Source organism: Dehalococcoidales bacterium (assembly GCA_041652735.1).
In the GTDB taxonomy this organism is placed as follows: domain Bacteria; phylum Chloroflexota; class Dehalococcoidia; order Dehalococcoidales; family RBG-16-60-22; genus RBG-13-51-18.
Window position 1 is genome coordinate 15,958 of sequence record JBAZGT010000019.1, and the last position, 20,360, is coordinate 36,317.

Annotated in this window: 24 protein-coding genes and 1 tRNA gene; 5 read left to right on the forward strand and 20 right to left on the reverse strand. The window is 52.5% G+C overall.

Annotated elements, in window-relative coordinates; genetic code table 11:
* Window positions 1-172: 172 nt before the first annotated feature.
* Window positions 173-1,264, reverse strand: a complete 1,092-nt coding sequence (locus WC370_07745; GenBank protein ID MFA5309356.1) for an acyltransferase family protein — start codon at window positions 1,262-1,264, stop codon at window positions 173-175.
* Window positions 1,265-1,493: 229 nt separating this feature from the next.
* On the opposite strand from WC370_07745, the gene WC370_07750 reads away from it, so the two are divergent.
* Window positions 1,494-1,904: a response regulator gene (locus WC370_07750; protein MFA5309357.1), complete on the forward strand. Its 411-nt coding sequence runs from the start codon at window positions 1,494-1,496 to the stop codon at window positions 1,902-1,904.
* 16 nt (window positions 1,905-1,920) lie between these two features.
* Here the strand turns inward: WC370_07750 and WC370_07755 are convergent, their stop codons facing one another.
* The 11 genes from WC370_07755 to WC370_07805 form a co-directional block, all read right to left on the reverse strand.
* On the reverse strand, window positions 1,921-3,030 hold the full coding sequence (locus WC370_07755; GenBank protein MFA5309358.1) for an ATP-binding protein: 1,110 nt from the start codon (window positions 3,028-3,030) through the stop codon (window positions 1,921-1,923).
* A gap of 266 nt (window positions 3,031-3,296) precedes the next feature.
* Window positions 3,297-4,868, reverse strand: coding sequence for a DUF5305 family protein (locus WC370_07760; GenBank protein MFA5309359.1), 1,572 nt, complete (start codon window positions 4,866-4,868; stop codon window positions 3,297-3,299).
* A gap of 88 nt (window positions 4,869-4,956) precedes the next feature.
* A complete protein-coding gene (locus tag WC370_07765; protein MFA5309360.1) occupies window positions 4,957-5,616 on the reverse strand; it encodes a hypothetical protein in 660 nt (219 codons plus the stop codon).
* A 19-nt stretch (window positions 5,617-5,635) separates the two neighbouring features.
* Entirely contained in the window at window positions 5,636-6,241 is a 606-nt protein-coding gene (locus tag WC370_07770) for a signal peptidase I (GenBank protein ID MFA5309361.1), read from the reverse strand.
* A 116-nt stretch (window positions 6,242-6,357) separates the two neighbouring features.
* Window positions 6,358-7,023 carry a TasA family protein gene (locus tag WC370_07775; protein MFA5309362.1) on the reverse strand — a complete coding sequence of 222 codons (666 nt, stop codon included), beginning with the start codon at window positions 7,021-7,023 and terminating at the stop codon, window positions 6,358-6,360.
* A gap of 72 nt (window positions 7,024-7,095) precedes the next feature.
* A complete protein-coding gene (locus WC370_07780; GenBank protein ID MFA5309363.1) occupies window positions 7,096-7,695 on the reverse strand; it encodes a TasA family protein in 600 nt (199 codons plus the stop codon).
* Window positions 7,696-7,772: 77 nt separating this feature from the next.
* Window positions 7,773-8,525: a TasA family protein gene (locus tag WC370_07785; protein ID MFA5309364.1), complete on the reverse strand. Its 753-nt coding sequence runs from the start codon at window positions 8,523-8,525 to the stop codon at window positions 7,773-7,775.
* A gap of 163 nt (window positions 8,526-8,688) precedes the next feature.
* A complete protein-coding gene (locus WC370_07790; protein MFA5309365.1) occupies window positions 8,689-9,204 on the reverse strand; it encodes a TasA family protein in 516 nt (171 codons plus the stop codon).
* Window positions 9,205-9,223: 19 nt separating this feature from the next.
* On the reverse strand, window positions 9,224-9,880 hold the full coding sequence (locus WC370_07795; GenBank protein MFA5309366.1) for a response regulator transcription factor: 657 nt from the start codon (window positions 9,878-9,880) through the stop codon (window positions 9,224-9,226).
* A gap of 239 nt (window positions 9,881-10,119) precedes the next feature.
* Window positions 10,120-10,821: a response regulator transcription factor gene (locus WC370_07800; protein ID MFA5309367.1), complete on the reverse strand. Its 702-nt coding sequence runs from the start codon at window positions 10,819-10,821 to the stop codon at window positions 10,120-10,122.
* 659 nt (window positions 10,822-11,480) lie between these two features.
* Window positions 11,481-11,684, reverse strand: coding sequence for a hypothetical protein (locus WC370_07805; protein MFA5309368.1), 204 nt, complete (start codon window positions 11,682-11,684; stop codon window positions 11,481-11,483).
* 335 nt (window positions 11,685-12,019) lie between these two features.
* On the opposite strand from WC370_07805, the gene WC370_07810 reads away from it, so the two are divergent.
* Complete coding sequence (locus tag WC370_07810; GenBank protein ID MFA5309369.1) at window positions 12,020-12,697, forward strand: UPF0489 family protein; 678 nt, start codon at window positions 12,020-12,022, stop codon at window positions 12,695-12,697.
* Between the two features lie 61 nt (window positions 12,698-12,758).
* Here WC370_07810 and WC370_07815 read toward each other — a convergent pair whose 3' ends face one another.
* The 6 genes from WC370_07815 to WC370_07840 all read right to left on the reverse strand — a co-directional run bounded on the left by WC370_07815 (window position 12,759) and on the right by WC370_07840 (window position 16,745).
* Window positions 12,759-14,018, reverse strand: a complete 1,260-nt coding sequence (locus WC370_07815; protein MFA5309370.1) for a DEAD/DEAH box helicase — start codon at window positions 14,016-14,018, stop codon at window positions 12,759-12,761.
* 52 nt (window positions 14,019-14,070) lie between these two features.
* Window positions 14,071-14,400 (reverse strand): RNA-binding protein, encoded by a 330-nt coding sequence (locus tag WC370_07820; protein MFA5309371.1) that lies wholly within the window; start codon window positions 14,398-14,400, stop codon window positions 14,071-14,073.
* Window positions 14,401-14,482: 82 nt separating this feature from the next.
* Window positions 14,483-15,649, reverse strand: coding sequence for a nitronate monooxygenase (locus WC370_07825; GenBank protein MFA5309372.1), 1,167 nt, complete (start codon window positions 15,647-15,649; stop codon window positions 14,483-14,485).
* A 137-nt stretch (window positions 15,650-15,786) separates the two neighbouring features.
* The gene (locus tag WC370_07830; protein MFA5309373.1) at window positions 15,787-16,146 is read right to left on the reverse strand and encodes an RNA-binding protein; all 360 of its coding nucleotides are present in this window, start codon (window positions 16,144-16,146) and stop codon (window positions 15,787-15,789) included.
* A gap of 43 nt (window positions 16,147-16,189) precedes the next feature.
* Window positions 16,190-16,375, reverse strand: coding sequence for a 30S ribosomal protein S21 (gene rpsU, locus WC370_07835; GenBank protein ID MFA5309374.1), 186 nt, complete (start codon window positions 16,373-16,375; stop codon window positions 16,190-16,192).
* A gap of 70 nt (window positions 16,376-16,445) precedes the next feature.
* Complete coding sequence (locus tag WC370_07840; GenBank protein ID MFA5309375.1) at window positions 16,446-16,745, reverse strand: zinc-ribbon domain containing protein; 300 nt, start codon at window positions 16,743-16,745, stop codon at window positions 16,446-16,448.
* Window positions 16,746-16,995: 250 nt separating this feature from the next.
* Here WC370_07840 and WC370_07845 point away from each other — a divergent pair, with 250 nt between their 5' ends.
* The 3 genes from WC370_07845 (at window position 16,996) to WC370_07855 (ending at window position 19,576) form a co-directional block, all read left to right on the forward strand.
* Window positions 16,996-17,172: a hypothetical protein gene (locus WC370_07845; GenBank protein ID MFA5309376.1), complete on the forward strand. Its 177-nt coding sequence runs from the start codon at window positions 16,996-16,998 to the stop codon at window positions 17,170-17,172.
* A gap of 432 nt (window positions 17,173-17,604) precedes the next feature.
* Entirely contained in the window at window positions 17,605-17,988 is a 384-nt protein-coding gene (locus WC370_07850; GenBank protein ID MFA5309377.1) for a hypothetical protein, read from the forward strand.
* 79 nt (window positions 17,989-18,067) lie between these two features.
* Window positions 18,068-19,576, forward strand: coding sequence for a B12-binding domain-containing radical SAM protein (locus WC370_07855; GenBank protein ID MFA5309378.1), 1,509 nt, complete (start codon window positions 18,068-18,070; stop codon window positions 19,574-19,576).
* 228 nt (window positions 19,577-19,804) lie between these two features.
* On the opposite strand, the gene WC370_07860 is transcribed toward WC370_07855, so the two are convergent.
* Together WC370_07860 and WC370_07865 are read right to left on the reverse strand one after the other, a co-directional pair.
* The gene (locus WC370_07860) at window positions 19,805-20,137 is read right to left on the reverse strand and encodes a hypothetical protein (GenBank protein MFA5309379.1); all 333 of its coding nucleotides are present in this window, start codon (window positions 20,135-20,137) and stop codon (window positions 19,805-19,807) included.
* Window positions 20,138-20,172: 35 nt separating this feature from the next.
* Window positions 20,173-20,245 (reverse strand) — tRNA-Ala (locus WC370_07865).
* Window positions 20,246-20,360 lie beyond the last annotated feature (115 nt).

Consider the following 20,360-nt stretch of genomic DNA (forward strand, 5'->3'; position numbering starts at 1 on the left):
GATTGTGGTTCCCTGGGCTTACCTGTAACTTAACTAATCGCGACTTTTATTGTAAGCACTTCAAGATATGAGTTTTGGTTAGAATTATAGGAAAAACCGTGAGAGTTTTTAACTTTAGGGAAAAGTCGTGGCTTGGCGGCTGTGGTAAATCAACAACAATTCTTCTGGCCGCCTAGCCTGGTTCATGTTCTTTTTGGGCTTTTACCAGGCGCGGTTTATCCGGCGTTGTCTTGCGCTGTAATGATTTCAAGCCGCCCCCGAGCAGCAGGAAGTTGGTTATCCTTGATTTTTGCAGCACCCAGACTAATGCCGCGGAAAGCACCAGGTCGATAAGCGTGGTCAGGAACACCCTGCCCAGCCCGCTCCCGAAGCCTATGGTCCGGAAAAGGCTGTGGGTGCAGAAAACTCCCAGCGATATTGCTCCCAGGTATTGGAATACCCACCGCACCCCCGCCACCCTGGCTATTAAGTCCGACACCGCCAAAGCTGCGCCGATGCCGACCAGCCCCATGCCGAACATGTAAAACCCCGCCCCGATATACCAGCCGGACATGGATACGCTCGCCCAGCTGTGTATCAGTTCGTTATAGTTCAGATTGCCGGCCAGTATAAAAAATACCGGGAATGCCGCCAGGCAGGCCCACTTGATGTAGCGTAAGCGGTACAGTTTTTCCTTGTATTTGGCGATGAAGTACCCTAAAGCGAAGAAGGGCAGGAACCAGGCGAGTGCGGAGAACCAGTGCGTATCCGGAATGTGTATGCCGCCGACCGAGCCGGGCCAGGGGACCTGGCTCAGCCCGTAGAAACCCAATAGCGTTAGCAGTGTTAACCAGAGCTTGCCCCGGGTTAAATATAAAATCACGCAGAGCGCCAGCAGGACGGGGAAGAACCAGAATGAAGAAGGGTTCAGTGTCCAGATATCATATGCCAGGTTTTTAAACAGGTTACTGCGTAAATGGAATAATTGTATAACATAAGAAAACACGAAGTAGTAAATGATGCTCCAGACTAAATATGGCGGTAACAGCTGCCAGGCCCGGCGCTGTATCATTTTCAGGTCGAGTTTGGCATAGGCCAGGTACCCGCTGATAAAAATGAACAAAGGCATAGCGAATTGATGTATGCCTACCCAGTACCAGTTATGGGTAACGGTCGGCCAATCGTAAGTATAGCTTTCAAAAACGTGCAGGAACACCACCAGGGCTATGGCCATCCCTCTGGCCACATCCAGAGACACATCTCTTTTTGGTTTGATACCTTCCATGCAAGGTCCTTTCCTCTTCCGGGAGTAGTTTATGTTTAAACAAGGACTTGGTAAATATCTGTGGTCGATATTAATAATACCCCAGGCCCCGGCTATCATTATGATACAAATTGTCAGTAGTAAAAAATCGGGGGAACTGTAGGAATACGGTAAGAATCCGGCCGCTCACCCGGGTATGATTGCTCCGTTTTTTTGAATACAATGGCCGGTTGCTATATAATGTGCGGCAGTGGCAGAAAAAAAACGTATATTGATAGTTGATGACGAGCCGGGTATCGGGATAGTCCTCCGGGTCGAGTTCAGCATGGCCGGGTATGATGTCATCACCACCACCAGCGGCGCTGAAGCTATCGAGCTGATACGGGCTCAGGCGCCGGACGTCGTGCTGCTGGATGCCTTGATGCCCGGTGTCAGCGGGGCGGATGTGCTCAATAAGGTACGCACCTTCTCCCGGGTGCCGGTAATCGTCTTTACCGGCCATTCTGACCTGGGTAAGTACGCGTTAAAGCTGGGAGCCAACGATTTCATCACCAAACCGTTCGACCATGACTTGCTCCTGGAAAAAGTGGTGTCCGTCTTGGATTCCGGTACGCCTGAGAAGAAAAACACCGGTAAAAAAGAAAAGCCTCACCGTAAATGACGGAGGGGTTATCGGTTTATCTCTGGTGACGTTCCTGCTTTTCCCGGGGGATGGTGAAGAGAAAAGTGGTCCCCGCGCCCGGCGCGGATTCCACCCATATTTTTCCGCCGTGGGCTTCCACCAGGTGTTTGCAGACCAGGAGACCCAGCCCCATGCCGCGCGTGCCGCGGGTAGCGTTGGCCCTCTCGAAAGGCTCGAACAGCTTTTTTATATCCTCCGGGCTCATGCCTTTGCCGCGGTCGCTGACGCTGATTAGCAGGTTGTCCTTTTCCTGCCGGGCGGAGACTTTCACCTCGCTGTCCCTGGGGGAGTATTTAAAGGCATTTTCCACCAGGTTGTAGATAACGCGTTCCAGCCGGGTGGAGTCGATAAGGGCGGGGGGCAGATTATCGGGAATATCCACCGCGGCGTGGCGGGCAGGGTACTGCCGGTGCACTTTAGCCACGGTCTGCCCGATGATTTCCGGCACGTCCGCCAGTTTCTTGTCCAGTGTCAGGCGTTCGGCGCGGTACCTGGCCAGTTCCAGCAGGTTGTCCAGGATACTGCCTAGCGATGCGGCGCTGCTGTCCGCCGCTGCCAGGAGCTGGCGCAGCTCCTGCGGGGAGATACGCTCATCCAGGGCGGTATTGATGGCGCTGGTAACCACCGTCAGGGGCGTGCGCAGCTCGTGGGAGACCATGCCGATGAAGTCGTCCTTGAGCCGCTCCACTTTCTTGCGTTCGGTGATGTCCAGCCCCTGGGCGATGGTGGCTGCCGGGGTCTGGCCGTCGGCGGCGGATATTACGGCGGCGCTCCAGAGAACGGTGCGTACGGAGCCGTCCGCGTGCTGAATCTGGACCTCCTCGCTTTCCCACCCCTGTCCCCTTGACGCCGCGCGGCGGATTTCCCGCAGTGCGCTGTCCCGTTTTTCCGGCGGTATCAGGACATCGATTCGCTTGCCCAGTACATCCGCGGCGTTTTGGCCGGTAAGCCGCTCGAAGGCGTGGTTAAAGCGGGTAATGATAAAATCCGTGTCCCAGACGATAGCCGGCGCGGCGGCATTATCGAGCAGGCTTTCCCAATAGCCTGTCTTCTCATCGCCATGGTCCGGTTGCCGTTGGTTTTCCCCGGGCGTTATATTTGCCATATCTTGCCTCCGTTAACCCGTCGTGCCGGGGAGGTTTGAAAAGAAATCTCAGCTTGTGCCTATTCTAACACAATTTTACATTTGCCTTCTATTTTTTAACGCCGGACTTGAAAACGTCAGGCATGTTGGCGCCGGGTCTGGAAGACGCAAGCTACTCAAACGCTGCCGGTTAGAAAAACGCGCTGGCGCTTACTTAATTGAATTAAGTTGAAATATGGTGCTTGGGGCAGCCGGTTCTTCAGGATTGAATATTATCGCGGCAGCGTCTAAGACAGGTGGTATTCGTACCGCGTATTGCCGTCGAAAACACAGTAAATGTGTTGTTGTCCTTCCGCTTTATGCAGCAGCGGCTTGAGCAGGTTTTCCGCCGTCTTGATGAGGTCGTCCAGAGAATTCAATAGAATCACCGTTTCGCCCGGTTTAACCTCCGGTAGCTCCGTTACCTCGACGATGATACTCTTGTATCTTTGCTGTGCCTGCTGCGCTTTTAGGTCGTTCGCGGTAAGCCTGCCCCGCTGGTACCAGAAATACCAGAACAGGGAAAAGCCCAGCAAAACAAAGAATACGCAGGCGGCTGCCACGTATAGCGTTCTGGCCCTCGGTACGGGCAGTCCCAGGTATTTCCTGGTCTGCGGCGTCACGGTAGTGGTTTTGATAGAACCGGACTGTGACCTGGTCAAATTATCGCTCCAGGTGAGCGTATCTCCCCCCAGGTCCGCGGTGATGCTCTGGGTGAAATCTTCATCTATGTTGCCGTAGTCCGTAATCGCCGAGGCGTGTACCTTCACCCTGATGGTCAGGTTGCGCGCGGAGGCGGATACCCCCGTTTCGCTTTGCGTGCTGTTAAAGAAATCGATGTACTCCTGCAAGTCGAGTGGGAAGGTGGCGGAGAAATTGCCGCTGTTATCGGTCTGTGGTATTAGTTGGATGGTCTTCGACCATTTCCCCGGGTTCTCCAGGATGGCGTTGATTTCCACACTCTCGTGCAGCTGATTGATGGGTTTATTGGCTTCCAGGTGATAGGCGTAGTCCATGCTCATGGTGTCTATCAGCCGGGTGAGGATGATATCGTTCTGGGTCATGCTGACCGGCATGCCGGGTTCCGGCGGCGTCATCGTGGGCGGCGTCAGGATTATCGGCCCGAAGGGAGATGTCGCTTTAAAGTATACCTCGTAGCTGAATTCTCCTTGCTGCTCGTAGCTCAGGGCGCCGGCGTTCCCCGCGATGGTATTGTGCAGCTCCCCGTCCACTTCGAGCAGCGGCCCGTTCGCCCGCAGCGGCAGGCTCTGGGTAAAGCTCTCGAAGACCGGCCCCGCCCCCGTATCGAAGGTGGCGTAAACATAAGCGGTGATGACTATCCTGCTCCCGGAAACGTTGTCGCTCAGCATGATAAGCCCGTCCGTGGCATTATCGCTGAAATCCAGGGGGAACGTCAGGGAGAAATCTCCTGTTTTCCGCGTTTTCGGCACCAGGACTATTTCCGTTCTCTCCCCGGAACCGCTCCCTTCCACGATTGCCCTGATCTCTGCTTCCGCGGATACATTGGCCACCGGCATGTCCGGTATAAAGCGGTAATTGAAGGCTACGTTGATACGGTTGATGTTATCGCTGGGGTATTTCATTACTTCCGGCAGGGGAGGCGTTTCCTGGGGGACTGGCCCGTAAAGATTGGAAGGCTTCAGTGAGACGAGGTAGTCGAATTCACCCTGGTGACGGTAATCGAGCACGCTGACCTCGCCGGTGACGTAGGTCTCCGTCGGCAGGCTGTAGGCCTTGCAGGCTCCGAAGATTGAAGCTATAAGCAATACCAGACTGATAACGGGGAGGGCTATTTTCATCTTTACCGTAACGTTCTCCGGATTTTACCTAATATCATCTCACATTATGTCTGGGAATGGAACAGGTATTCACGGTATTTTTTACCGTTTACCACGATGTGAGGGTATAATACATCGTGAGGTTGAAGATACCGTGCTGGAATTCGTCCCCGGCGGTTTCATGGAAACTCACGCTCATTTCATAGCGGGCTTCATTATTGGCTGACGCTGGGATGTTCTTCAGCGGCCTGGCTTTGAGGTCGTAAAAAGTAATCCTGCCGTCCCGGTCGATGTCCTGGATTTGCCAGTCCTGGTTGGCCGGCCCGATACCGTATCCCGGGCCTGACACCCTCGTGGTCTTGCCCGTTAACAAGTCGATTTGCCGCTGTTCGTTCATGTAACTGTAGATGTAGACGCACCGGGTGATGACCATGTACTTTGCCATCTTGTCCGGCTGCCCCGGCTTCCAGGGGCTGTAGCTGCATGAGATACTCATGGTGCCCGTGTAGGGCATCCTGGCCGACTGCGCTTTCAGGCCGACGAAGCTGCCGGCGAAGGCATATTCGTCCCCCGGGGCCATGTTGCTGGCGGTCCAGGTGGCGAAGACGCCGTCTCTCCAGGACTCGTCCTGGTCCCGTATCTTTAGCTCCGCCTGTCCCCAGGAATATATGCCGTAGAAGGGCAGGTTGAAGCAGGCGTAAGCCGCGCCTATATAGCCGCTGACGAGTATCACCGCCATCGCCGCCAGGAGTATAGCTTTGAGTTTCATGCCTTTCATCATTGGATAGCTACCTGAATACGGTCTTTCTCTTTTTCAGGAACCGTTCCCGGCGCATTTTCAGCGCTTCCTTCCGCCGTTTTTTGCCCGGCCGGACGATTTCCTCTATGGCGTCTTTAAAAGTCAGCCCGATGAAAGCCAGCCCCAGCGGCAGGACCACCAGCACCGCTATCGGCAGACTCCGCCCCAGGATAAATACCCGCTCCCGCCCGATCTGTGAAAGCTTGGCTAATCTGCCGATGTACGGCAGGTAAAAAATCTCTTTGCCGTTGATGGCTGCCGCCGGTACCAGGTCCTGGTCCGCTTCCTCGTTGGCGTCACCCTTGGTTTGGAACATAAGGCCGTCCGCCGTATCCTGGACGGCGATAATCCGGTGGCAGATGGGGGTGTCTATGCCCGGCAGCTTGAAAGAGATAACGTCCCCCACGCTTACCTGCCCCGCGCCTATGGGCTTTATCACCACCAGCCCGCCCACCCCTATATGCGGCTCCATGCTGCCGGAAAGCACGGCATCGAACTCCCAGCCGTACTGCGCCGTTATCATCACGAAGGACACCGACGCTATAATGACAACCAGTATCAGCCAGCCGAGCCAGGTTAAGAGCTTACCTAATATAGCACTCCTTTGCTCCGGTTAGATTAACATAATCATCTGTTTTTATTATCAATATGACGCCCCCTCACTGGGGGCGCCGCTGTTTTAAGGGGACAAAACGCGCGGAAGCAAATTTGTTACTGGCTGTTATCCTGGTTAAGGGTGAAGGAAACGGTGGTTATCAGGATATCGCCTTGGATATCGTTAGTGGCTTCAGTTCTGAAATACAGACTCAAACTGAAGCTCGCTTCCCCGCCGACGCTGTCCGGCGGGACAAGGTCGTCCAGTGGCCCGTGTTCAGCGATGATGATGGGAGAACGGGCTAAGTCATCGAGGTCCAGCCAGCCATTGCCGTTGACATCCCAGCCGGTAGTATGAGTGATTATGTATTTTAAGTCACTGATAGCGTAACTCATCCCTCCGACTTCTATCCATTTTGCCAGATCCTGGGGCAGGGAAGCCGGGTTGCTATCCGTCTCCACCGGATTGGTGGCTTCGTCAATGGCATTGCTGAAACTGATTTCCACATGGTTGCCCGCAATACTGCCGACGTTCCTTAGAAAAACGTGATTGGTCACGCTGCTCCCACCCGGCACCATGTTGTCCATCACCCAGGTCATGTCCACGCCGTTACCCCACGGGTCAGGGTCCCAGGTGCCGTTATCCCTTATTTCCAGGTCCAGCGTTCCCGCCGTGAAGGAATTACCGGAACTGGTTTCGACATCCGTAAAGTAGGCAAATACACCGCCGGTCATACCCAACGCCAGTATCACAGCCAGTGCCAGAATCAAGAACTTCTTCAAATTTTCTGTCCCTCCTTTCAGGGAGGTGGGAGGGGCCGTTAAAAGGCCCCTCCCCTTGTTAGCTGAACTGGTCTAGTTGGAAGTTAGGGTGGCGACGATGCTCATTATCACACCATCACCCTGATATTCATCGCTGGCGTCTGGATTTAAGGTGAATTCGTAAGTCACGGTATCAGTCTCACCAACATTCAGCGTCTCGCTTGGATCTGTGAGAGAACCGGCATTAGCCAATTCGTAAAGGCTTAGCTTGCCATCAGAGCCAGCAATTGTTCCCATATCGGGAAGTATATTATCGCCATTCCATAAAAGTTTGGTGATAAATACCTGGGTAGCGAATGTGGCCGCATCCACATTAGTGCCGGTGTTATCCGGAGCTAGAGTATTAGGCTCGGCGGGTTCCCCGACAATGTTAACAACGTAGGATAATTTCCCGTCAAGACTACCGAAGTTTTTAAAATTGATAACGTAGTCACCATATGAATGACCGGGAGCCATGTTCGTCAGCGTGATGATGCCGGAAGGATTGTTCGCGTCATTGATGCCCAGGTTCATGTATCCGGCGGTGAAGGTGTTGCTGCTGGCCGTTTCGGTGTCCGTGAAGTAGGCAAACGCGCCGCCTATAAGGCCGACGGTCAGCACGCAAGCCATGGCGATGATAAGTATTTTTTTCATCGACTTTTACTCCTTTGTTAGTTTTTTCGGGTGCCTATCTTAGAAGACAGAACACCCCGGATTATTAGTACTCTTGTTTATGGAACGTAAAGATCGCCCACGAGTTCGGTTATTGAATCATCAAGCTCGAGCTCTGTCTGAGTGCCAACAAAGTCAACACGGAAAGTGGCATAGTCACCCTGGTACACATTTGTAGCGCTCTCCAGGAACTTGAATTTGAACTTGATCTGGGCGGTACCGCCAACAGGCAGAGGCGGGACAGTAGGATCATTGCCGCCATCGAAAAACCAAAGACAAGTTTTGGCACTCGTTCCAGCAGGATTTGCGGCTACAAGATCAGCCAGAGTAATATAGCCTACTTCCGGAAAACCCCAGAAGTTCAGATACGCATTTGCATTGGCTTCAGAGAAGAGTTCTTCGGAAAAATCAGCACTGCCTTCAGCTTTTTCAAAGTAAGACACCAAAACAATGTAGTTGGCAATATCGTTGGCTGAACCGGCTCCTTCGGCGTCCGGAGTTGCTCCATCAAACTGGCCCAATTCACAGAACCGGCCGAAGATATAACGGATATCGATGCTGCCTATATTCTTGAAAGTGACCGGATCGGTGACAAATTCATCACCCGGAGCCCAGCCGCCAGGAGTAACGAAGCTGGCACTAACCGGTGTGTCGCGGAAACCCTGATTATTGTCAGAGATTTGCATATTCAGTGTTCCCGCTGACATCTGGTTGCCGGTGCTCGTTTCCACGTCCGTGAAATAGGCGAAGGCCCCGCCAATCAGTCCCAGACAGAGCACGCAGGCTATAGCCGCGAATAGTACTTTTTTCACTTTGTTTTCTCCTTTTTTATTTTTACCGGTCTTTGCCGGCCGTCACCGGGTCTTTTCCCCGGCGCTATTTGCTTCCGCGGGCTTTATCCCCTTGAGCCCGTTTTCCGCTGTTATTTCTGCCGCCTACCACCTCCTTTTATTGTTAGGCAATCAATCGGCTGCCTCACGGCGCCGGCTGGATGCTAAAGCTAATAGCAAATACCACCTTATCGTTGGCATCCGGGATGGTGTATCCGGCGCTCGCGTACCAGTCCAGGATAACCGTCTTGCTTTCACCGGCGGCCAGCGGCAGGTTGCTATCATAAACACCCGCGCTGTTTTTAATGGGGGCATCGCCGTAAATATCGCCGCCGCCGGATACGTAGAGATGCACCATGAGATAGTCGCCCAGGTGCCCGGTGCCGCTTTCCAGGATTCCGATATTCAAGTCCACGTAGGCGGGTACGGTGCCGGTATTGGTTACCGACCAGGTCTCTGTGCCGCTCTGTCCGGCAGTGAGATTCTGGAAGGTACATGAAGCGCTATCGCCGCTGCCGCCGCCCACATCCACCGCCCATGTCCCCACCGTAAAGGTATTGTTGGTGCTGGCTTCGGTATCGTTAAAATAGGAAAAGGCGGTAAACAGCAAGCCCAGGCAGATGGCCGTCGCCATTAAAACAAACAGGAGTTTTTTCGTTATCCTCTCCTCCTCCGGTGGTTCATCGGGCCTGCTGACCGCTTACGGAAAGCCCGTAGCCCACACCCCTCATGCTGAAGATATTGAAATTAGACATCTTGCGGCGCAGCCGCCGGATGTAGAAATGCAGCGTGTCCACACTCACCTTTTTACCTCCCCAGACCTCGGTGATAATTTGCGGGTAGCCGAGCAGCCGGCCTTCATTGGAGAGCAGACAGTTACTGAGGCGGCATTCGGTGGGGCTGAGACCGGGCGGGGTGTCTTCTTCCCCCGGCTGGTAATGTTCCGGTCGGAGACGGGCGCCTCCCGGCGGTTCGTCCTTTTTTTCCCTTCTGAGCAGCGAATGTACCCTGGCGACAACCTCCCGCCCGCTGGCTGGCTTGACGATGTAAGCATCCGCCCCCAGCTCGAGGGTCTTTACCAGTTCTTCCTGGCTGCCCAGGATGACCACCGGCAGGTAGCTCGCCTGGCGGATACGCCGGCAGGCTTCTTCGCCATTGACGGGGGGCAAATCGGTGCTGGCGATGATGATGTCCGGATTCAGCTCGTAAAGCTTTTTCAGGCCGTCGGCGGTGTCCGTCGCCTCCACTACCTCATACCCGGCTTCTTGTAATGCTGCCACCGCTTCCGCCACCAGTGCACTGTCCTTTTCCACCACCAGCACCAGTACTTTTTCCATCGGCCGTCCTGCATCCGGGATATTACGAAAGTACTACCACTGTAGCAAAACAGTATAAAGTTTCAGGTGCCCAAGGTCTCTCTTCCGGTGGAATATGGTGCCGCGCAGGTGGAAATATGGTGCCAAAACAACGAAAAAAGGCAGGCCCGTGCCTGCCATAAAATAGCTGTACATTTAAAAGGATTGAGGGAATCAGCGGAAAGGTTAATTTTGTAGAAAGCGATGTGAGGTAGGGGGTTTTACGGGGTATTGTCCGGAGGCTTGACGAACCGGTAGCCTATGCCCCGTTCGGTCAGGAACATCTTCGGCTTATCGGGGTCCGCTTCGAGCTTGCAGCGGAGGCGGTAGATATATTTCTTGATAAAGGTGTAGTCCGTGGCGTATTCCGCCCCCCACACCTTTTCCAGCAGGACGCGGTGGGACAGCACTTTGCCCTCGTTCCTCATCAGCTCGGCCAGCAGATTGTACTCATGGGGGGTGAGCTTTACCTGCCTGCCGGAAAGTGTCACTTCCCGTGTGCCGAAGTTTATGGTCAGCCATCCGGTATTGAGGGTGTTTTCGCGTTTGAAACCGTCGCTGTGAGTGCGGCGGAGCAGGGCATTCACCCTGGCTACCAGCTCGATGGGACTGAAAGGCTTGGCGACATAATCATCGGCGCCCGCTTCCAAAACCATCGCCCGGTCGACATCGGTCTCCCCCTCGATAAGGATGAGCAGGGGAACATTGGAAAAACGACGGGTTTTATTGATGAAGTCCAGGATATCTATATCCGGTAGAGAGGAGGCCACCATGACCATGTCCGGTACCTCGGTCTCTATCATCTCTATTCCTTCCAGCCCTTTCCCCGTGGAGATGATAGTGTTGTCAGGATACCGCATGGCTAAATAGAAGGCGATATTTTTAATAAGCCTTTTTTCATCCTCGACTACCAGTACCTTCACCGCTGCGCCACACCTTCTTACCTTTATTCTTGAAATAACGCCCCCGGGTTAATGGTAGAAAAGGTACAAAGAGGAAATTCAGGGCGAGTATGTCTCTTACGTCATTACCGTAAGGAAAAACTTTTAAACGGAACGGGCAGCACTATTTTAGTCCCGTTTTCATTGAAAAACAAGCGCCTGACTTGTCTTAAATGTATTAGTACAATATTTATTGTTACCCGTATTATATTATAATAATCACCCCTTTGACCAGTGTCAATGGGGGTAACCTCACTTTTACCCCCAATATTACTCTCAAAATACCGGGAAAACAAGCCCTGTTGGCCGGTGTTTTGCCGCTAAATACTCAGGTGTTCCCGCCGCCGGTTCCGCTGACTTGAATTCTGGAGTGTTTACCGTTACCATGCGTGAACCGCAGCCGGTTAATGAGAAAATGAATCGAACCCTCTGGCGCTGATACTGGAAATATCCATAAATGTAGCTATCATGATGTTGGGGTTTTGCTGTCTGGTTGATAAAATTCAGAAACAGTAAAAATAGAGTAACGTAGACTTAGAATCGTAGGTGGTGAATTTGTTCGCCGGGAGCTACTCCGGCGCTCTCAGAAAGTGAAAGGCTTTAGGGTGTGTTCGGCCCCTTTTCCCCGCCCCGCCGGGCGCTTAGGTTGATAACAGCCGGTTTTTCCCCACCGCTGACAGCATATATCCCCCGGACCAGTTCCTCTTGATTAGCCCGCGCTTGATGTAAGAGTCTATTAGATATCCGATGTATATTCCGGGGATGTCGTAGGCCCCTGCCAACTCGTCAGGCCATTTTCTATCCGTGTTGATTCTCTTTAAAATGTAGGCTTCATTAGGCAGCATGTTATCTTTTCCCCGTGTTCTTCATACTTTCTACTTGAAATTTAACATGCCAGAATTAAGGTTATGTTTGTGAAGGGTTAAGCGCAGGCTAAAGTTGTGTAAATTTTTTATTAAGAAGAAAGAAGACAATCAGGTGGATTCATCACCGGCCGGGGACAGTAATAGAGGTGTGTTGGGTAAAAGTAAATGCCGCACATGGATTCGCCGGGCGCTTTGGTGTGTAAGGCCTTGACAACCGGGCTGAAACGGTCTAGATTTCCTAATGCCCGGATTGCATATGCCGGGCGGCGGAATCTTGAGGGAAATTGAGTCGCCTAAACACGCGGGGGAGTTATATGCTCTTCTTGGATCTGGACCTGGATTTCTTTTTGAACGATAACGCCTATGGCGGCGAGAACGCCAGGTTGGGCCCGGAGTACCGGCCGTGGCCTGTTTCCCGGGTGCGGCATTTTCTCGGGGATAGGTGCGGCCTTTCACCCGAGTCCCCCGTAGCGGGACGGACGGTGACCAGCCACGATGAGATAATTGATTTCTGGCGTACGCTTATTGAGTCCGGCCGGCTCAAGGTGCCGTTTGAGGTGATTCACGTGGATGCCCACCCTGACCTGTGGGCGGGTGGCGGGCTTTACCGGACATCCTCATATCTCTATCTGGAGCCGGGAAAGAGGCTGGCGATGCTTCAAACGCAGGAAGTTAATCCGGGCAATTATTTAACTTTCGCTATTGCCTACGGCTGGATAAAATCGCTGATATGGGTCTCGCTGCTCCGGTCATCCCCCCGCCGCCCCACCTGGGATGCTGACGCCAGGTCGCTTTCAGCACGGCTGGAGGAAGAAAACGCCGGTTCCGCGGCTAACAAGGACAACGGAGTTTTCTACCGGGTATTGCCGTGGCATGAATTCAGGGCGGGTGCGGCCTTTGACTACATGGCGTTAAGCAAGTCCCCGGGTTTTACGCCGCCGGCCAGCGATGCCCTGGTACCGGTCATTGAGGGATACATGAGGCAGATATGACTCTGGCGGGTATCCCCGGGGATCCCATAGTTAAAAGGATGACTTCAATGCGGGAGGCTTCTTATCGCGTCTTGAGCATTTCCTGCCTTGGTGAAAATCTGCTCTTATTGCTCCCGGTCCGTTGGCCGGTTGCCTGTCTCCTTGAGGTACCACCCCGGCGCGGTTGCTGCCCGAAACGCTGTTGTTTTTCCGGCGCCGGCTTGGTGTAATCGAAGCCTTCGAGCGTCAAACGCTCCAGCGGCGCGTCGAGGAGTTTTTCAAGGGCGCGTACCTTGTCGGCATCGGCGCTGGTCACAAAGGTCAGCGCGTCCCCGCTTTTGTTCACTCTGCCGGTGCGCCCGATGCGGTGGATATAATTATCCGTGCTTTCGGGCATATCGTAGTTGATAACATGGGAAATGCTTAAAACATCGATGCCCCGGGAGGCAATATCGGTAGCTACCAGGATTTTAATCGAACCGTCGCGGAAGCCGTCCAGCGCGGCCTGACGCTGGTGTTGCGGGAGGTCGCCCTGCAGGGAAGTCACCGGGAAGCCCTCCTTAACCAGTTGTTGCGCCACGCGTTCGGCGCCATGCTTGGTGCGGGTGAAGACCAGTACCGAATCGGTCTTTATCTGCTTCAGGATTTCCTTCAATAGGGCCGTCTTCAGGTGCTGTTGTACCGGATACAGGATGTGTGATACCGTTTTGGCCGGCATCTGCAGGTCTATTTGCACGGTAACCGGGTTTTGCAGGAACTCGCGTGCCAGGCGCTTTATATTGTCCGGCATCGTGGCGGAGAAAAGTAGTGTCTGCCGCTTGTTCATGATGCAAGACAGGATATTGCGGATATCGGGTAAAAACCCCATATCGAACATGCGGTCGGCTTCATCGATAACGAGGATTTCCAGGTCTGATAAGCTGACGGTCCCTTTCCAGAGATAATCGAGCAGTCTGCCCGGGCAGGCGACGATGATTTCGGCGCCGCGGCGCAGGTCGTTGGCCTGCAGCGCCATGCCCAGTCCGCCGTAAATGGCTACGCTGTGCAGGCCGGTATTGCTCTCCAGGCTATTGATGAACTCGGAGGTCTGCTCGGCCAGCTCGCGCGTTGGCGATATTATCAGCGCCCGGATGCGTCCCCGCGGGCCTGATTGCAGCAGGTGCAAAATGGGCAGCACGAAAGCCGCCGTCTTGCCTGTTCCGGTCTGCGCCAAGCCGATGACATCTCGCCCCTGCATAATCGGCGGGATGGCTTGTATTTGTATTGGTGTAGGTATGGAATATCCGAGCGAGCGTACACCGTTCATGACGCTCGGATGAAAATTAAAGGTCTCGAAATTCATTAAACTCCTTGGTTACTTACGAGTCGAAAGCCCGGACTCTGCGCCGGGCGTCTCAAATCATTTGGTATTTTCTTTGTCTTCTTCTATTCAATCTGTTTTTATTGATTTCGGGGACTGCCATCTCGTTCTTGTTCGAGAGCGGCAGGGCCTCGACTATTTCAACCACGCGGTCCCGTAATTTTTTACCTTTGAGGCTGGCAATGGCGATGGTGCCCTCGGTTTTGGAAGCCATTTGTACGTAACCGTAGCCCCTCGGCTGACCGCTGCCGATATACCGGTCATTCATGATGGTGACGGATGTCACCTTCCCGAACCCGGTGAACTGTTGGCGCAGTTCGTCTTCAGTCGTTTCCAGTGATAGGTTACCTATATAGATATTCATGGAGCCCCCTTTTACCCTACCGGTTGTGCCGCCCCCGTATTTGGGAGGCGAGTCAGCCGGGGCGTAATCGGTGTATTCAGCGTTACACCGGCACTCCGGTGTAGAAGACCCTCCGCCTTTTGGGGAGAGTTTTTTTCTCGAGGCGTTCTCCGATGGAAGCTGATATCTTATATTCTGACAGCAGCGTCTTAATCAGTTCCTTGACCGATGTTATCGCGTTAACCCGGTAAGCGTTGGCCCCGGCAAAAGCGAATCCTTTTTCCAGTATCCCCTTTTTGGCATTGGTCAAAGCCGCGCCGATGCAGTAGGGCGATTTGGTAAAGTCACAGGTCTTCAAACACTTCCAAGGGCATTTTACCGGTTTTTTAATGCCCTTTGCCACCATTTCAAGAAATTTGTTCTTTATGGCCCTTCCCGGCAAGCCAACCGGGCTCTCGATAATGGTAAGGTCCTCTTTATTACAGTTTACGTAGGCCTCTTTAAATGCCGGCGAAGCATCGCATTCGTTAGTTGCCACGAACCGGGTGGCCATCTGTACTCCCTGGGCGCCGGACTTGAGGTAGCGGTAAATATCCCCGCCCGTATATATACCCCCGGCGGCGATAACCGGAATACTTCTGTTAAAACTCTCTTCAAAGGGGCGCAACGTGGCAATCACTTCCGGCAGTATCTTCTCCAGCGCGTACTCCGGGTCGTCGATTTGCGCCTTGCTGAACCCGAGGTGTCCCCCGGCTAACGGCCCTTCGACGACTACGCCGTCCGGTATGCGCTGGTAGTTCCTCTCCCAGTAGTGGAATATCAATTTGGCCGCCCGGGCGGAAGATACGATGGGCACCACTTTCATGACGTGTTTGCCTGGTTTGTCCGCCAGCAGGTTTTCCGGAATCTTCAGCGGCAGACCGGCCCCCAGGAAAACCACGTCCGCGCCTTCATCTAAAGCAGCCTGGAGGAGGTCGGAATAGTCGGTCAGGGCCACCATTATGTTGATGCCGATAACCCCCGCCGTCATTCCCCTGGCTTTTTTTATTTCTCGACGCAGGGCCCGGTTATTGGCCTCTTTGAAGCTCCGGTTGAAATCAGGTTCGAGCATGCCGATGCCGGCTGTGGAAATAACCCCGATGCCGCCTTCGTTGGCCACCGCCGAGGCGAGGCCCGATAACGAAATCCCCACCCCCATTCCGCCCTGGATGAGCGGAATATTTACCTCCAGGTCACCTATGCGCAATTTCGGTATTTGCCTGAGGCTCATATTGCGTTCCTTCAATCAGGAGAGTGATTATATCCGCGCACCGCTGCCTGATTTTATTTTCTGTTGTCCCATCGGCTGAGTGTCTTACAGGAATCAGTGAATTTTCCATCCTGTTTCCTGCCGATTGGGTGGATGGCCTAAAATCTTCGCCGTCCGCCTCCTGAAAAACCGCCTCTGCCGCCGCCGAAACTGCCGCCGCCGCCGCCGGAACTGCCGCCTCTCCGGTTACCGAAAGAACCGCCGCCCCGGTTATCGGGACGGGGGCGGGACTCGTTAACCACGATAGTCCGGTCTTTGAACGTTTTACCGTTAAGCCCGGCTATCGCGGCTTCAGCCTCGGATTTTGATGCCATTTCCACAAAGGCGAACCCCCTGGGCCGCCCGCTGATTTTATCGGAAGGGACCGCGACCGATTCCACTTTGCCAAAAGTGCCGAATTCCGCCGCCAGTTCATCCTCGGTAACATCAAAGGCCAGATTGCCTACATAAATTTTCATAGTTTCTCCTTCTTATCATGGGTTGGGACTGGTTGGTTGATCATTATTCCCGCCGCCGTTTTCTTTTGGCGTTGTTCTTGGCCTTGATGATAGCCGCGGCCCGCTTGGAGATGAACCTGCGGTTAGCCTTGGCTTCCCGCAGGACGCCGCTCATCTGTACCATGCGCTGAAAGCGGTGCAATAATGCTTCCTGTGATTCACCTTCACGTATCGTTACTTCTAAAGACAAAACTTTAATATACCAGGGGCATACCCAGGCCAGTTACCTGACCCGGATATGCCTCATGGCTTAACCTCACTTATCTGCTGGGTCTGACTTTACGGTAGCAATCGCTGCAATAAACGGGCTTGTCACCGCGGGGTTGAAACGGGACCTCGGTGCTTTTGCCGCATTCAGAGCAGGTAGTCGGGAACATCTGCCGTGGGGCTCCGAAACTGCTGGTGCTGTTGCGTTCTGATTTACGTGCCTGACGGCATTCGGGACAGCGCTTGGGCTCGTTGGTATAGCCCTTGGTCCGGAAAAATTCCTGGTCCTCGGCGCTAAAGGTGAACGTGGTACCGCAATCGGAGCATTGGATAGACTTATCCTGAAAACTCATAGGATGCCCTCCTCTCTTAACAATTAGTTAGAGTTCGGGTCATCCAATACTTTAGAAAACTCTGTTTGTACAGCTTCCGAGAAGCTTGTTACAACCTAAACTGGAACTTACTTTAAGTGTACCACAATAAATACATTCCCGCAATCGGTCTGCTGTTACCCTCGAGTTCTTGACAAGGTGTGGGATTAGGACTATGCTCCAAATAGAGGGCATGAACGGCCGTTGAATGTCGGGGAATCGGGAGGCACAGATGGTCAATCAGGATGCGGACCGGAAATTTGTTAGAGATAGCACATCTCCGGTAGCCAAGCCGGAAAAGTGCCCCAAGTGTGGCAGCCAGAAAATCACCTCCTGTCCCGGCGGTTCCAGCCTTAAGGCGGTACCCGGCATCTGGTGGATTTGCGACGACTGCAAACATCAGTGGTAAGGTTGCTCTCATTGCGCCCGGCCTATTACCGGTGTATAATTGAAACATAGTTCCAGTTTAGGTTAATACAGGCTTCTTGAAATCCTCGTAGATTTATCTCAAGTATTGGATGACCCGAGCTCTAACTAAGGTTCAAAGCAGAGGAGGCCATCCATGATTTTTCAGGACAACATCCTCACCCGTTTCCATCGTGATAATCCTTTAACTTTTAACCTCCGGGAACAGGTAATTTCTCACTCTAAAGGCCGCACCCGGGAGCCTTGGCGCATAAATCCCCACCCCGCCGGGGCAGCCCGGTCTTATTACAGCGATTCTTTCCATAATATTGAGGCAGGCGGATAACTCGACCCGTGCGGTGCCGGTGTACATGGGCCGGCAATGCCTGGCCGATGTATCTCTGGGTCACCTAAATTGACCGGAAAGGGGCTATCGATGATCGATAAGAAACCAAGGAAAACAATGGAGTTCGGTGACCAGGACGAGGACTTTATCAAACAGCTTGCCAGGGACATCGGCTGCCATTATTCCAAGGCGAATGAACGTACTTATAACCTGAATAAACACGGTTCTGATATCCGCGGCGAAACGGGTGTTTTCGCCTGGGTTCATAAAGAAGAAAATGACTATTTCTGGGTAGCCACGCGGAAAATCTGGGTGGAAGAAGCTAAAGCTAAAGTGTTAGCCAGCCGGAACCAGTCCGGCATGAGCTGTTTCCCCAGGGATACCCAGCACGCGGAAGACAGCGTCTGTTTCAATGCTAGAGACAACTATCAATCGACTATTACTATATTAGGCCTGATTAACGGGACGCGTTAGCCCGGATACACCGCCATGACGCAATTTTCCCGGGCGGATGATAAAATATAAGTAGTAAATAAACCAGCGGAGACATAACATGAAAATACTTCTGGTATATCCACGGTATCCTGACACTTTCTGGAGTTTCAGACACGCGTTGAAGTTCCTGTCCAAGAAAGCCTCTTTCCCGCCTCTGGGACTGCTTACGGTTGCCGCCATGCTTCCCGCCGCCTGGGATAAAAAAGTGGTGGACTTGAATGTAAACGCCTTGGATGATGAAGATATCAAATGGGCTGATTATGTCTTTATCAGTTCCATGGTGGTACAGAAGGACTCAGCCCGGGAAGTAATCAGCCGGTGCAATAGCTTGCATACCAGGATAGTGGCCGGAGGCCCCCTTTTCACTACCGGGTATGAGGAGTTCGATGGCATCGACCACTTTGTGCTGGGTGAAGCGGAAGTCACACTCCCCCGGTTTTTAGCCGACCTCGAAAACGGCTGCCCGCAGCATCTCTACACGACCGATGAGCGCCCGGACATTAGTAAGACTCCTCTCCCGTTATGGTCGCTTATCAATATGAATAATTACTCCGCCATGAGCCTGCAATACTCCAGAGGTTGCCCCTTCGATTGTGATTTTTGCGATATAATCGTGCTTAACGGTCATAGACCCAGGACCAAGGACAGTCAGCAGATGGTGGATGAGCTGGAAGAGCTATACCGCCGCGGCTGGCGGGGCAGTCTGTTCATCGTCGATGATAATTTCATCGGCAATAAACAAAAATTAAAGGAAGAGACGCTGCCGGCCATGATCCGGTGGTCGAAGGCCAGGAAATACCCCTTTACCTTCTTCACTGAAGCGTCTATTAATCTCGCCGATGACGAGGACTTGATGGACATGATGGCCGAGGCCGGATTTAACCGTGTCTTTATCGGCATTGAAACTCCGGATGAGGATAGCCTGCTGGAATGTAACAAGCTGCAAAATAGGAACCGGGACCTGGCGGCGGCCGTGAAGAGTATTCAGAACCACGGCTTTGAGGTGCAGGGAGGTTTTATTCTCGGCTTTGACAGCGACCCGCTTTCCATCTTCAAAAAACAGATTAACTTCATTCAAAAGACCGGCATCGTCACCGCCATGGTCGGCCTGCTCAACGCCCCCAAAGGCACCAAGCTCTACCAGCGCCTCAAGAAGGAAAACCGCCTGCTTAAGGATTTCACCGGGGACAATACGGATTTTTCTGTTAACTTCGTTCCCAAGATGAAATATGAAACGCTCATGTCCGGCTATAAACAGGTGGTGAACACCATCTACTCGCCGCGGCAATATTATGAGCGTGTCGTTGCCTTCCTCAAGGAATATAAACCCCGTAAGACGGCCGGGATATCCAAGTTGCGTTTTTCTCATGTCACCGGTTTTTTTAAGACCCTCTGGTACCTGGGTATCACGGATAAGGGCAGAAGGTATTTCTGGCGGCTTATGATTTCTACTCTTCTGAGGCGGCCCCGCCATTTCGCCATATCGATAGGCTTGTCCGTTTCAGGATTCCACTTCCGTAAGGTGGCGGAGAGTTACAACCGGGCCGTTCTGGTACCGCGGCAATAATATAGCTGAAACATAGAGCCGTGTCATGCCGGTATCAAGCCAGCATTACCGGATATCCGTTAACTAAAATAGAAAAAGCCCCTGAGTTGTTTATCTCTCAAGGGCTTTTTTAGCTTTAAAATTTGGTGGAGCCGGGGTGTCAATAGGGAGAACTATAAATGATTTTAAAATTATCCTTAGCCTTAATATTTAGCTGTAAATCCCAATATGGGTTCCATAAAGTAAGCGCTACCTTACAATAGTTGGATAATCAAACTGCATTAGCTCGACTGGAGCTCCATTATCCTCAATAAATGCTACCTGAACACCATCGGATGGCTTATTAGGATGAATGATTATTCTCTTACCTCGTATAGCTTCGGATAAATTATCTACTTCAAATGCAACATGAGGAATGTTCTTTACTATATCAGGTAGCGAACAATCAGGTTCGAATCGCATCCATTCTATTTTATAAGCACTGTCTTCATATCCGCTGACATACATTTTAAATTGAGGTAAATACTTTTCACCAGACATTTTTGTTTTGGTAGGAATACCGAGATGGTTGTATTGAAACATAATGATATTATACTATGGAGTTCTTAAAATGAAAATGGAGCCGGGGGGATTCGAACCCCCTACCTTTTGACTGCCAGTCAAACGTTCTCCCAAGTGAACTACGGCCCCGTGGATTCATAAATAATGTAGCACAATTTCTGTATAGCTGGCAAGTTAATCTCGCTCCATTTGAAGTATATAACTTGTTTACGCCTTCAGCCTTTTTGTTTATGCCCTGTTTACA